The organism is Cellulomonas sp. (genome assembly GCF_036279715.1).
Lineage (GTDB): Bacteria > Actinomycetota > Actinomycetes > Actinomycetales > Cellulomonadaceae > Cellulomonas_A.
On sequence record NZ_DASUIR010000115.1, the window covers coordinates 23,011 to 35,929 of the forward strand.

The 12,919-nt window shown below is 71.7% G+C and carries 9 protein-coding genes and 1 pseudogene; 2 read left to right on the top strand and 8 right to left on the bottom strand.

Annotated features, from left to right (window positions below; all coding sequences use genetic code 11):
• Positions 1-50: 50 nt before the first annotated feature.
• The 6 genes from rpoB to VFW79_RS11555 all read right to left on the bottom strand — a co-directional run bounded on the left by rpoB (position 51) and on the right by VFW79_RS11555 (position 8,907).
• A complete protein-coding gene (rpoB, locus tag VFW79_RS11530; protein WP_329677438.1) occupies positions 51-3,566 on the bottom strand; it encodes a DNA-directed RNA polymerase subunit beta in 3,516 nt (1,171 codons plus the stop codon).
• 335 nt (positions 3,567-3,901) lie between these two features.
• A complete protein-coding gene (gene rplL / locus VFW79_RS11535) occupies positions 3,902-4,285 on the bottom strand; it encodes a 50S ribosomal protein L7/L12 (RefSeq protein ID WP_109130767.1) in 384 nt (127 codons plus the stop codon).
• An 81-nt stretch (positions 4,286-4,366) separates the two neighbouring features.
• Positions 4,367-4,900, bottom strand: a complete 534-nt coding sequence (gene rplJ / locus VFW79_RS11540; RefSeq protein WP_109130768.1) for a 50S ribosomal protein L10 — start codon at positions 4,898-4,900, stop codon at positions 4,367-4,369.
• Between the two features lie 256 nt (positions 4,901-5,156).
• Positions 5,157-7,796 (bottom strand): CHAT domain-containing protein, encoded by a 2,640-nt coding sequence (locus VFW79_RS11545; RefSeq protein WP_329677439.1) that lies wholly within the window; start codon positions 7,794-7,796, stop codon positions 5,157-5,159.
• Between the two features lie 5 nt (positions 7,797-7,801).
• Entirely contained in the window at positions 7,802-8,305 is a 504-nt protein-coding gene (locus VFW79_RS11550; protein WP_329677440.1) for a carboxypeptidase regulatory-like domain-containing protein, read from the bottom strand.
• Positions 8,302-8,907, bottom strand: a complete 606-nt coding sequence (locus tag VFW79_RS11555; protein WP_329677441.1) for a sigma-70 family RNA polymerase sigma factor — start codon at positions 8,905-8,907, stop codon at positions 8,302-8,304. Before VFW79_RS11555 ends, VFW79_RS11550 begins: the two co-directional genes overlap by 4 nt.
• A 301-nt stretch (positions 8,908-9,208) precedes the next feature.
• Between VFW79_RS11555 and VFW79_RS11560 the strand changes: the two genes are divergently transcribed.
• Positions 9,209-10,795 (top strand): peptidase S32, encoded by a 1,587-nt coding sequence (locus VFW79_RS11560; RefSeq protein WP_329677442.1) that lies wholly within the window; start codon positions 9,209-9,211, stop codon positions 10,793-10,795.
• A gap of 5 nt (positions 10,796-10,800) precedes the next feature.
• Positions 10,801-11,694 (top strand): hypothetical protein, encoded by an 894-nt coding sequence (locus VFW79_RS11565; RefSeq protein WP_329677443.1) that lies wholly within the window; start codon positions 10,801-10,803, stop codon positions 11,692-11,694.
• A gap of 121 nt (positions 11,695-11,815) precedes the next feature.
• On the opposite strand, the gene rplA is transcribed toward VFW79_RS11565, so the two are convergent.
• Together rplA and VFW79_RS11575 are read right to left on the bottom strand one after the other, a co-directional pair.
• Positions 11,816-12,535, bottom strand: coding sequence for a 50S ribosomal protein L1 (gene rplA / locus VFW79_RS11570; protein ID WP_329677444.1), 720 nt, complete (start codon positions 12,533-12,535; stop codon positions 11,816-11,818).
• 111 nt (positions 12,536-12,646) lie between these two features.
• A pseudogene (locus VFW79_RS11575) lies at positions 12,647-12,919 on the bottom strand (50S ribosomal protein L11); the annotation flags it as partial.

Consider the following 12,919-nt stretch of genomic DNA (forward strand, 5'->3'; position numbering starts at 1 on the left):
GGCTCCGGTCGGTCGCCGTCAGGTGACAGGCGACCGACCGGTGCTCGATCTCAGATCTCTTCGATGCTGCTGGCGTTCGGGCGACGCGAGAGGTCGATGCCGAGCTCCTCCGCCGCGCGGTAGACCTCGTCGTCGTTCTCCTTCATGTCGATCGAGACACCGTCGCTCGACAGCACCTCGACGTTCAAGCAGAGCGACTGCATCTCCTTGAGGAGGACCTTGAAGGACTCGGGGATGCCCGAGTCGGGGATGTTCTCCCCCTTGACGATCGCCTCGTACACCTTCACGCGTCCGGGGACGTCATCCGACTTGATGGTCAGCAGCTCCTGGAGCGTGTAGGCAGCTCCGTACGCCTCGAGCGCCCACACCTCCATCTCGCCGAACCGCTGGCCACCGAACTGGGCCTTACCACCCAGCGGCTGCTGCGTGATCATCGAGTACGGGCCCGTCGAACGCGCGTGGATCTTGTCGTCGACCAGGTGGTGGAGCTTGAGGATGTACATGTAGCCGACCGCGACGGGCTCCGGGAACGGCTCGCCGGAGCGGCCGTCGAAGAGCCTCGCCTTGCCGGTCCCGTCGACCATCCGGACTCCGTCGCGGTTCGGCAGCGTCGAGGACAGCAGACCGGTGAGGGTCTGCTCCGGGACACCGTCGAACACCGGCGTCGCGACCGGGACCCCGGGCGCCGACTTCGCGGCGATCGCGGGGACACCGTCACGCCACGCGAGCGACGCAGCGTCGCCCTCGGCCAGCGAGATGTCCCAGCCCTGCTTGGCGATCCACCCGAGGTGGGTCTCGAGCACCTGGCCGACGTTCATGCGGCCGGGAACGCCGAGCGGGTTGAGGATGATGTCGAGCGGGGTGCCGTCCGCGAGGAACGGCATGTCCTCGACCGGGAGGATCGTGGAGATGACGCCCTTGTTGCCGTGACGACCGGCAAGCTTGTCGCCGGGCGTGATCTTGCGGCGCTGGGCGATGTACACGCGGACCAGCTCGTTGACCCCGGCGGGCAGCTCGTCGCCGTCCTCACGGTTGAACGTGCGGACCTCGATGACCGTGCCGGACTCGCCGTGGGGAACCTTGAGCGACGTGTCGCGGACCTCGCGCGCCTTCTCACCGAAGATCGCGCGCAGCAGGCGCTCCTCCGGGGTCAGCTCGGTCTCGCCCTTGGGCGTGACCTTGCCGACGAGGATGTCGCCGGCCGAGACCTCGGCGCCGATCCGGATGATCCCGCGCTCGTCGAGGTCCGCGAGGACCTCCTCGGAGACGTTGGGGATGTCCCGCGTGATCTCCTCCGGGCCGAGCTTGGTGTCGCGGGCATCGACCTCGTGCTCCTCGATGTGGATCGAGGAGAGGACGTCGTCCTGCACGAGGCGCTGGCTGAGGATGATCGCGTCCTCGTAGTTGTGGCCCTCCCACGACATGAGCCCGACGAGCAGGTTGCGGCCGAGCGCGAGCTCGCCCTCGTCCGTCGCGGGACCGTCGGCGAGCACCGAGCCGACCTCGACGCGGGCGCCGTGGTCGACGACGACGCGCTGGTTGTAGCTCGTGCCCTGGTTCGAGCGGCGGAACTTCGCGACCCGGTGGGTCGTCGTCGTGCCGTCGTCGTTCGCGATGACGATCAGGTCGGCCGACACCTCGGTGACGACACCCGGCTTCGCCGCGACGATGACGTCGCCCGCGTCGATGGCCGCACGGCGCTCCATGCCGGTACCGACGACCGGGGCCTCGGAGCGCACCAGCGGAACGGCCTGGCGCTGCATGTTGGCACCCATGAGGGCACGGTTCGCGTCGTCGTGCTCGAGGAACGGGATCAGTGCCGTCGCGACCGAGACCATCTGGCGCGGCGAGACGTCCATGTAGTCGACGTTCACGCCGGGGACGATCTCGACCTCGCCGCCCTTGGTGCGCACGAGGACGCGGTCCTCGGCGAACGCACCGTTCGCCTTGAGCGGCGCGTTCGCCTGGGCGATGACGAAGCGGTCCTCGTCGTCGGCCGTGAGGTAGTGCACCTCGTCGGTGACCTTGCCGTGGACGACCTCGCGGTACGGGGTCTCGATGAAGCCGAACGGGTTGATCCGTCCGTACGTCGCGAGCGAGCCGATCAGGCCGATGTTCGGGCCTTCCGGGGTCTCGATCGGGCACATGCGGCCGTAGTGCGACGGGTGGACGTCACGGACCTCCATGCCGGCACGGTCGCGGGACAGACCACCCGGGCCGAGCGCGGACAGGCGACGCTTGTGCGTCAGGCCCGCGAGGGGGTTGTTCTGGTCCATGAACTGCGAGAGCTGCGACGTCCCGAAGAACTCCTTGATCGACGCCACGACCGGGCGGATGTTGATCAGGGTCTGCGGGGTGATCGCCTCGACGTCCTGCGTCGTCATGCGCTCGCGCACGACGCGCTCCATCCGGGACAGGCCCGTGCGGACCTGGTTCTGGATGAGCTCGCCGACCGCGCGGATGCGACGGTTGCCGAAGTGGTCGATGTCGTCCGTCTCGACGCGGACCTCGACGGCCTCGCCGGCACGGTGGCCGTCGATCGTCGCGACGTCGGCGTGCAGCGCCGCGAGGTACTTGATCGTGGCGACGATGTCGGCGGTGGACAGCACCGAGTCGCCCAGCGGCACGTCGATGCCGAGCTTCTTGTTGACCTTGTAGCGGCCGACCTTCGCGAGGTCGTAGCGCTTGGGGTTGAAGTAGAAGTTCTCGATCAGCGCGCGACCGGCCTCGACCGTGGGCGGCTCGCCCGGACGGATCTTGCGGTAGAGGTCGAGGAGGGACTCCTCCTCGGTCGTGACGTGGTCCTTCTCGAGCGTGTCGATGACCGCGGGGAACTGCGCGAACTCCTCGCGGATCTCCGCCTCGCTCAGGCCGAGGGCCTTGAGGAGCACCGTCGCGTTCTGCTTGCGCTTGCGGTCGACGCGGACACCGACGTTGTCGCGCTTGTCGATCTCGAACTCGAGCCAGGCGCCGCGGCTCGGGATGATCTTGGCGGTGAAGACGTCCTTGTCGGACGTCTTGTCGGCCGTGCGCTCGAAGTACACGCCCGGGGACCGGACGAGCTGGGAGACGACGACGCGCTCGGTGCCGTTGATGATGAACGTGCCGCGGTCGGTCATGAGCGGGAAGTCGCCCATGAAGACCGTCTGGCTCTTGATCTCACCGGTCGTGTAGTTGACGAACTCGGCCGTGACGAACAGCGGCGCGGCGAAGGTGAAGTCCTTCTCCTTGCACTCGTCGGCCGTGTACTTCGCCGGCTCGAAACGGTGCTCGCGGAACGACAACGACATGGAGCCGCCGAAGTCCTCGATCGGGGAGATCTCCTCGAAGATCTCCTCCAGACCGGCAGTCTCGGGGACGTCCTGGCGGCCGGTCTCGAGTGCGGTGGCGACGCGCGCCTGCCACTTCTCGTTGCCGAGCAGCCAGTCGAAGTTCTCGGTCTGGAGCCCGAGGAGGTCCGGGACCTCCAGCGGCTCGTGGATCTTGGCGAAAGAGATGCGACGAGACGCGGTGCGATTCGCGATAGCGTCGGCGGACGGAGCAGAAGGGGTGCGCGAGGCAGCCAAGAGGGGTCCTTCCCTGCAGATCGAGTACACGCTGCGCGCTGAGAGTGCCGTCCGCCGAGCCGTCCCATACCGTTGACCGCACGCGCCCGAGGGGCGAGCATGGCAATGTCGATCCGGGGTCGGGTTCGGGGGGCCGCAGGCACAAGCCAGCGCAAAGCGCTAGCCTAGCCCACTGGAACAGGGCTGTCCAATAAGGCCCGGCGTCTCAGGCTGGCGTCGGCCAGTTCGGCGGCAGCGCGGGCAACCGCCGGCCGACACGACAAAGCCCGCACCCCCAGCTGGGGTGCGGGCCTCGTCGTTGAGGTGAGCCGCTCCTCGCGGAGCAGCTCAGGAGATCACTTGAGGGTGACGGTCGCCCCGGCGCCCTCGAGGGTCGCCTTGGCCTTCTCGGCGGCCTCCTTGTTGACACCCTCCAGGACGGCCTTGGGGGCGGCGTCCACGAGGTCCTTGGCCTCCTTCAGGCCGAGGCTCGTGAGGGCGCGCACCTCCTTGATGACCTGGATCTTCTTCTCGCCGGCGGCCTCGAGGACGACGTCGAACTCGTCCTTCTCCTCCTCGACGACGGCCTCGGCACCGGCGGCCGCGGGGGCGGCGACGGCGACGGGGGCCGCAGCGGTGACCTCGAAGGTCTCCTCGAAGGCCTTGACGAACTCGGAGAGCTCAATGAGCGTGAGCTCCTTGAACGCGTTGATGAGCTCGTCAGTCGTGAGCTTCGCCATGATGGCGTGTCCTTCCGTGTCGTGCCCGCCGACCTCGGTGGTCGGCGCAAGCGGGGGGTTCGAGCGGCTGGGCCGGATGGCTCAGGCTGCGTCTTCGGTGGGCTCGTCGCGCTTGACGCGCAACGCCTCGACGGTGCGAACGGCCTTCGCCGCAGGTGCCGTGAAGAGGTACGCCGCCTGGTAGAGCGACGCCTTGAGCACGCCGGCCGTCTTGGCCAGCAGAACCTCGCGGGACTCGAGGTCCGCGAGCTTGATGATGTCCGCGGCGGTCAGGGCGCGTCCTTCGAGGACACCGCCCTTGATGACCAGTGCGGGGTTCGCCTTGGCGAAGTCACGCAGACCCTTGGCTGCCTCGACCGGGTCACCGGTCACGAAGGCGATGGCCGAGGGACCGGCCAGGTGGGAGTCGATGCCCTCGACGCCCGCCTGCTTGGCCGCGATAGCGGTCAACGTGTTCTTCACCACGGCGTAGGTTGCGTTGCCGCTGAGCGCGCGCCGCAGCTGCTTGAGCTGCGCAACGGTGAGCCCGCGGTACTCGGTCAGCACGGCCGCGTTCGACTCGCGGAACCGGTCCGTGAGCTCTGCGACATCGGCTGCCTTGTCCGGCCTCGCCATGGCAATCCTTCCGGTGGTGATGCCACCGGTCGTCCTCGGCCCCACAACGAGAAGGAGCCCCGCGCAGGCGCGGGGCTCGACATGCACGCCGGGGCGTGCGGACCGAAACTCTCACCTGCGCTGGCTCCCGCTGCTGCGGGACTTCGGGCGTTCTCTGCACAGGTGCGCTACGAACAGTGCACCGCAAGAGGACGACGACCGGCGGTCTTGGGTGGTCTGAGACTACGTCACGGGCGACCGGTGGCCAAATCACTGCTCAGACGGGTGCCCCGAAGCTGACGAGCGGGACGATGGCCCCGTCGGCCTCGAACCCCTCCGCGGTCGCCGTCGCAAGCGCCTCGGCCACCGGGTGTCCCCCGCTCAGGAGCGCGTGCACGCGCGTCATGACACTCAGGGCCACCTCGTCCGACACCGGCGCGAGCGCGGCGACGACACAGCCGACGCCGCCGCGCAGCAGCACGCTCGCGAAGCCCAGAGCCTCGCCCCCCGGCCGGACGCTCGCGCGACCGATCTCGCAGCACGAGAGCACGACGAGGTCCGGCGCGCCCGCGCCCGCGTCGAGCTCGTGGGCGAACAGCGGGCCGTCCGCCATCCGCACCGAGGAGAACAGGGGGTTGTCCGGCTCGTGCCGACCGTGCGCGGCGAGGTGGACGATGCCGGGCGCACCGAGCATCTCGATCGTGCGAGCGCACGTCGCGTCGTCGCCGGCCAGGACGGTCGCCTGCGGCCAGAGCCGGGCGACCTCGCGCACCTCGGCCGCCGCGTGCCGCAGGCCCGGGCCAGCGGCGGCGCTCAGGCGCACCGGGCCGCCCGCCGCTGAGCCGGCGTAGGTGCGCCAGTGGTGCACGGACGGGGCGACGACGGTCGCCCGGCCGCGTCGGGACACGAGCATCGACCACGGGACCAGCCCGAGCCAGCCGCTCGCGACCACGACGACCTGCTCGGGCGTCCGCAGCACGTCACCCACCTGCGCGTCGAGCGCCTCCAGGCAGCGGGTGAGCGAGCGCGCGGCCGCCGCACGCAGCGGCAGCGGCACGAGCGTGTTGGCGACGACCTCGAGGTCGGCGTGCACCCGCCGGGCAGCCTCACGCAGGCGGGTCGCGTCCCCCAGGTCGTGGAGGCTGACATGGCCCGAGGTGCCTGCTCCGGTCACGCGGACAGCGACGACCCGACCCGCGTGCTCAGCGACGTCGAGCACCGTGGTGCCGGGGTGCTCGCGCAAGGTCGCCGTGACCTGCCGGGCCGTCCCGATCTGGTCCTGGCTCGACTGACCCTCCCGGTGCCACGACCGCGCCAGGATGGCCTGCTTGAGCCGGAGCGCGTCACGCCGCACCCGGATGCGCTCAGGGTCGGCCACCGGCAGCGACTCGATCCCGCGTGCGCCGTCGAGCAGCTGACGTAGCTCGGCGAGCAGCGCCGCCGACTCCGGGTCGCGTGGCGGGTTGACGCGCTGGACGGCCCCGACGACCGCCCGCGTGCGTTCGGCTGCATCGAGGACGGCGGCCGGCTGCCCGCTCGCGAGCGCCAGCTCCAGGTCGATCTCGGCCAGACGGCCCCCGTGCACCGCCGCGGCCGTGCGCAGGTCGAGCGAGCCGAACCCCGCGCGGTGCACCCCGAGGTCGCGCTGACCTTCCCGGACGTGTCGCCCGGCCCGCGTGCGATCGCCGGCTGCGAGCGCGAGCAGGGCACGGACGCGCCGACCGTGCAGTCGCACCGTGATCGGGTCGCCGGGAGACACCGGTCCGAGCGCCGCGAGCCGAGCAGCAGCGTCGGGCATCGGGCCACGGACGAGCTGGGCCTCGAGCCCGACGAGCGACGCGACGTAGGCCCACACCGGGCGACCCGAGCTCTCGCACAACCGCTCGAGGCGGGCCGCGCGCGTGGCCAGGAGCCCCCACGCCCGGCGCAGCTCAGGGTCGCTCGTGGGCGCGGGCGTGGGGCGGGCCAGGTGCGCGGCATCGATCTGCAGGCCGATCACGGTGGCTCGCACCGCCCACGACTCCTCACCGCGCCGCACGAACCGGCGCCGGGCCGATGCCACGAGCGCACGCGCGTGGTCGACGTCCCCGCGCAGCATCGCGCACTCCGCGCGGACGAGCTCGGTCTCGGCGAGGTCGTGGCCCAGCCGGTCGGCCGCGAAGATCTCGGCAGCCTCGGCGAGCGTCGCGTCCGCGACCCCGACGAGCCCCGCCTCGAGCAGCACCCGCGCCCGGTCGAGCAGCGCGATCGCACGAGTCCGGCCCGGCAGGCTGCGCGCGGCCTCCTCCATGCGGGCGAGCGCCAGCGGGAGCCGGCCCGCAACGAACTCGAGGTAGCCCAGGTTGTGCTGCGCCTTGAAGACAAGTCGCGCGAAGCCCGCAGCCTTGGCGCGCTCGACACACTGGGTCAGGTCCGCGCGCGCCTGCGAGAGCTCGCCGCGATCCATGTGCAGCACCCCGCGGTTCAGCAGCGCTCGGCAGGCGTCGATCGCGTCGGCGTCCCGCACGCGCTCGAGCGCCTCGTCGAGCGCGTGCAGCGACTCCTCGGGCCGGCCCGAGCGCAGGTAGAGCAGCCCGCGGAGGCCTGCGAGCGCCGGCTCGAGCCCCAGCCAGCCCGACGCGCCGTCAGCGTGCGCGGCCGCTGCCAGCTCGGCGAGACGGGCCAGCTGCGCCTCGACGTCACCGCGCCGCTCGTAGTCGCTCTTGACGAGCTCGATCGCCGCCCGGATGCGCACGCGCGCGACCTCGTCCGACGGGGGCAGCCCGCCGAGGAGGCGCAGGGCAGGTCGGAGGCGGCGACCGGCGAGCGCGGGCTGGCCCTCGGCGTTCTCGACCACGGCTCGGTCCACCGCGGCCGCCAGCCGCTCGAGGGTGGCGGCCGCGGCCTGCTCCGGTGCGCGTCCGCCTCGAGCGGCCATCGACGCTAGAGCTCGATCTGCGGAGTGACGACGGGGAGCTCGGGGTCCTCCGGTCGGCGCAGCACGAGCCTGGCCGGACCTCGCCCCAGGTCCGAGAACGAGAACCGGCCGTCGGCGTCGGACTGCGTTCGGGTGACGAGGCCGCCCTGGTGCAGCTCGACCCCGAGCGAGGCCGCCGGTGTCGCCCAGCCGTCGACGCGGACGCGGTCGGCCTCGGCGTGCACCGTGATCATGACCGTGAGCACGTCGGTCGTGAAGGTGATCGTGGCGGCCTCGATGCTCGGCTCCTCCGAGCGCAGGGCGAGGTCGGGTGCGCCGATGAGCCGCAGCTCGGCCACCTCCGTCTCGAGCGCGTCGATCGTCAGCGCCAGGCCGATGCTCTCCACCAGTCCGGCGGGCACCGGGTCCACGCGTTCGATGATCGCCGCAAGCCTGTTCAGGGTCTCGGCGTCGACGCCGTCGAGCGGGCTGGAGGCGAGCCGCGCGAGGGTCAGCTCGTCGGGGCTCATCGCACACCCCACTCGGGGTCGGCGGTGAGGGCGACCCGCAGCTTGGCCAGGCACCGGCCGCGCGTCGGGCCGATGCTGCCGACCGGTATGCCCAGCGCCCGGGAGACGACCGCGTAGTCGGGCCGGTCGACCAGCGAGATGAGCCCGAGCAGCCGTCTGCACCTGTCGGGGAGCGTGCGGACGTGCGCCCAGAGGATGCGGTCGCGCTCGTCGCGGACGGCGAGCGCCTCCGGGACCTCCTCGGCGGGCGCCGCGAGCCACTGCGTCGCACCCTCGTCGCTGCGGGTGCGTCCGGCGTCCTCGCGCGACTTGCGGACCGACCGCCACGCCGACCGTTTGGCGGTGACGAGCATCCACTGGAGCGCTGCCCGCGGGTCACGGATCGTCTCGAGGTCGCGGACGAGCGAGAGCCACACACCCTGGACGACATCCTGCGCCTGCTCCTGGTCGGCCCCCTGCGCGCGAACGGTGTGCCACAGCAGCGGGGTGAGTGCGGGCACCAGCTCGGCCAACGGCCCGCGGTCTCCCTGGCGGTACGCAACCACCGCGTCAGCGGCCTGATCAGCCAGGCTCTTGCCCCGGTACTGCAGGTCAGCGGCCACAGGGCCTACCCGGTCGTCACTCATCATCGACCCTCGCACATGGGCATCGTCGGGCGGCCGTCCCTGCCAGACTAGGGCGACCCGGACAACTCCGACAAGCGTCTACGCGTGCTGTCGGAGTCATGACCTGAGGAGCCTTCCGCACGTGGCCTGATACGTCCGGGCGCACGAATGCCGGACGGGGCGCCCGTCGCGCCCCCGACGCATGTATCAGGGCGGGCACGGTCGGTTCCTCCACCGTGCACCCCCGCCCGACCCACGCCCCGCCCGGATGAACCGGCCCGCAAGGAGAGAGCAGCTCATGAGTGAAGTTCCCGACCGGCGGACCCCTGACCGCGAGCAGATCCGACCGGTCAAGCGCCGGGTCGAGGACCAGCTCATCGCGTTGCCCGGGGTCGTCGGCGTCGACATCGGCGAGAAGGTGTCGCGCGGCGAGCCGACCGGGTCCGAGTCGATCGTCGTGCACGTCAACCAGAAGGTCGACGTCAGCCGGCTGCCGGCGGACCAGCTCATCCCCGCCGAGATCGACGGCATCCCCACCGATGTCGTGGAGCACCGCATCCGCCTGCAGGCGCACCTCGTGCCGTTCGCCGGGTCGCCCGCGGCGCCGACGTCGGGAGCCGACACGACCGACGCGAGGCGGTACCGGCCGCTCGCCGGTGGGGCGAGCCTCGGCCCGTTCCGCCCGGTCCCCCGGGGCGCACCCGTCGTGGACGGACCTCCCGGCGAGTACCTCGTCGCCGGGACCCTCGGCGCGTTCGTCACCGACCGTCGCACGGGCCGGACGCTCGCGCTCACCAACTTCCACGTCGCCGCCGTCGACACCGGGTGGCGCGCGGGTGACCTCCAGCTCCAGCCGTCGCGCATCGACGACGGTGCGATGGCCGGTTCGCCCATCGGAACCGTGCAGCGCGCCGTCATCTCCGACCGGGTCGACGGGGCGGCCGTCCTGCTCGCCCCGGGCACGCAGTGGTACCCCGGGGTCATCGGCATCGGACCGGTCAAGGGCCGGGCCGTCGCCCAGGTCGGGCAGACGGTGCGCAAGCGGGGTCGGACGACCGGCCTGCGGCACGGGACCGTCAGCTCGGTCGACTTCACCGTGCAGATCGACTTCGGTGGCGAGACGGGCGTGCGCACGCTGCGGGACCAGGTACGCGTCGACCGCGACCCGGCCGAGGCCGAGTTCTCCGCCGGGGGCGACTCGGGATCGGTCGTCGTCGACGACCGCGGTCGCGTCGTCGGCCTGCTGTTCGCGGGTGAGGAGGACGGCAGCTTCGGCTTGGCCAACCCGATCGACGCCGTGCTCGACGAGCTGGGCGTCAAGCTGGCGACACCGAAGTCGGCCGTCCGCCGAGCCGCCCGGGCGGCACGCGACGCACGGGCCGCGCGGGCGGCGCGGTGGGATGCGGCGCTGGACGCCTGGGCTGCGACCGTCGGCACAGGGCCGTGGGCCACCCGAACCGAGCCGCGGATCTCCGGCTGGACCGGGGCAGGGCGAGGGTCGACCGTCGGCGGGCCGTCGGGCGCCGCCGCGGCCGGGGGCGGCTCGGGCTCCGGCCGTCGGGTGGGCGCCGGCGCGGGAGCCGCGTCGACCCAGCCGTTCACCGAACCGTTCACGGAGCCCTTCACCGAACCGTTCACCGAGCCGTTCACCGAGCCATTCACGGAACCGTTCACCGAGGCCTACCTGGCCGATCCGTTCACTGAGCCGTTCACGGAGCCGTTCACCGAGCCCTTCACCGAACCGTTCACCGAGCCGTTCGCCCGACGGTTCGTTGCGCCCGACGGGCGACCGCGCACCGACGGTGCTGTCACACGCGCCCAGCTCGAGCAGGCGTTCTGGGCGGGCTACGTGACCGCGCTGGGCCGCGGGTCGCGGAGGGGCTGATCTCCATGTCGGTGACTCTGGGTGACGGCGACCGCGAGGGTGCGGGATCCGATCGGGTGGTCGCGCTCCGTCTCGCGTCGGACGCTCGCAGCGAGGTGGAGCGCGACAGCGTGCCGTCGCCGCCCCCCGGGGTGGAGCATGCCCTCGCGGCCGTCGGGCCCGTCGCAGCACCGACGGGGACGGACGTCGGCCGCCCGCTCGTCGGTGAGCTCGAGGACATCCTCGACGCCCTGACCGACGAGGGGCCGGTGACGCCGCTCAGGGTCGAGCTCGCGGACCTGCTGGGTGCCTGGGCCTCGGCGCTCATCCGAGTCCACCGGCGCCCGGTCGACGCAGGCACCCGTGCGGCGCGACTGCCGCGGGTGCTCAGCGACGATCCGGTGCCGGCGTGGGTGACCGAGCTCCCGGCTGTGGCCGGCTGCGCCTGGGCCGTCCGGGCACACCCGTCCACGCAGCGAGCGATCGACGAGGCCCGCACAGGCTGGTCCACGTCGCAGCGGGTCCACGGCGCGGCGGGCGACGACGTCGTCATCACGCGCGACGCGGACCACCGCATCGGGGCGGCGCAGCTGCTCCCGGGCGCGGCAACGGGCCGTGGCGATGCTCGGTGGGACGTCGCCTCGGCGCTGGACTGGATCGCCGTCGTGCTTGGACCGTCTCTCGACCCGAGCTGGCAGCTCGACCCCGTGGCGGACTTCCTCGCGGCCTACCGCGCGCTCGGAGGTGCAGCCGAGCCGACCCGCGCGCTCGCCGTCGCGCGCACCATCGCCACTGCCGTCGAGTGGAGCGTCGCGCTGACGGCGGACGCCGCATCGGTGACCGACGAGGACCACCAGTGGCTCGCCGCCCTGTGGGCGCGTCCGCTCGACCTCGTCACCGGCGCCACACACCTCACCTGATCTCGCCGTGCACTCGCCCGATCAGCAGGGGGGACCGGGCGAATGGGACGGCGGCGCGTGCCCGCACGCGAGAAGGCCCGGTCCGACATGCGGACCGGGCCTTCGTGCGTGCGGGGGGACGTCAGGCGGCGTCGTCCTCGGACGTGAGGTTCTTGACCTTGTTCTGGTCGACGAGGATCCCGGGACCGTTCGTCGTGGAGAACGTGGCCTTCGTGATGAAGCGGCCCTTCGAGGCCGCCGGCTTGGCACGAAGAACCTCGTCAAGGGCAGCGGCGTAGTTCTCCGTCAGCTGGACGTCGCTGAAGGAGACCTTGCCGATGATGAAGTGGAGGTTCGCGTGCTTGTCGACACGGAACTCGATCTTCCCGCCCTTGATGTCCGTCACGGCCTTCGCGACGTCGAGCGTCACGGTGCCCGTCTTCGGGTTCGGCATGAGCCCGCGCGGACCCAGCACCTTGCCCAGTCGACCGACCTTGCCCATGAGGTCGGGCGTCGCGACAGCGGAGTCGAAGTCCGTGAAGCCCGCGGCGACCCTCTCGATGAGCTCGTCGCCACCGACGATGTCGGCGCCCGCGGCGCGTGCCTGCTCGGCGCGCTCACCCGTGGCGAAGACCAGGACCCGAGCGGTCTTGCCGGTGCCGTGGGGCAGGTTCACTGTGCCGCGGACGATCTGGTCCGACTTGCGGGGGTCGACGCCGAGCCGGAAGGCGACCTCGACGGTCCCGTCGTACGTCGTGGTCGACGTGGCCTGCGCGAGGCGGACGGCCTCGAGCGGCGTGTAGAGGCGACCGGCCTCGATCTTCTCGGCTGCGGCGCGGTACGCCTTGCTGTGCTTCGTCATCTGCTGGTTCTCCTTGGTCGGCAGTCGTGGTCAGCGGGCCGCACAGGGCCCTGCCACTGAACTTCTCGGGTGCTGCTGGTGGTGCGAGGTGCTGCGGTGCGGCCGGGCCGGTCAGGACTCGGTCGTGATGCCCATCGAGCGCGCGGTGCCGGCGATGATCTTCTCGGCGGCAGCGAGGTCGTTGGCGTTGAGGTCGACGAGCTTGGTCGTCGCGATCTCACGCACCTGGGCAGCCGTCAGGTTCGCCACCTTGACGGTGTGCGGTGTCGGCGAGCCCTTGGCGACGCCGGCGGCCTTCTTGATGAGCTCCGCTGCCGGCGGGGTCTTCGTGATGAACGTGAAGGAACGGTCCTCGTAGACCGTGATCTCCACGGGGATCACGTC

Coding starts and splice junctions, on each gene's coding strand:
- rplL (WP_109130767.1), bottom strand. CDS start 4,285: ATGGCGAAGCTCACGACTGACGAGCTCATCAACGCGTTCAAGGAGCTC.
- rplJ (WP_109130768.1), bottom strand. CDS start 4,900: ATGGCGAGGCCGGACAAGGCAGCCGATGTCGCAGAGCTCACGGACCGG.
- VFW79_RS11545 (WP_329677439.1), bottom strand. CDS start 7,796: ATGGCCGCTCGAGGCGGACGCGCACCGGAGCAGGCCGCGGCCGCCACC.
- VFW79_RS11550 (WP_329677440.1), bottom strand. CDS start 8,305: ATGAGCCCCGACGAGCTGACCCTCGCGCGGCTCGCCTCCAGCCCGCTC.
- VFW79_RS11560 (WP_329677442.1), top strand. CDS start 9,209: ATGAGTGAAGTTCCCGACCGGCGGACCCCTGACCGCGAGCAGATCCGA.
- VFW79_RS11565 (WP_329677443.1), top strand. CDS start 10,801: ATGTCGGTGACTCTGGGTGACGGCGACCGCGAGGGTGCGGGATCCGAT.
- rplA (WP_329677444.1), bottom strand. CDS start 12,535: ATGACGAAGCACAGCAAGGCGTACCGCGCCGCAGCCGAGAAGATCGAG.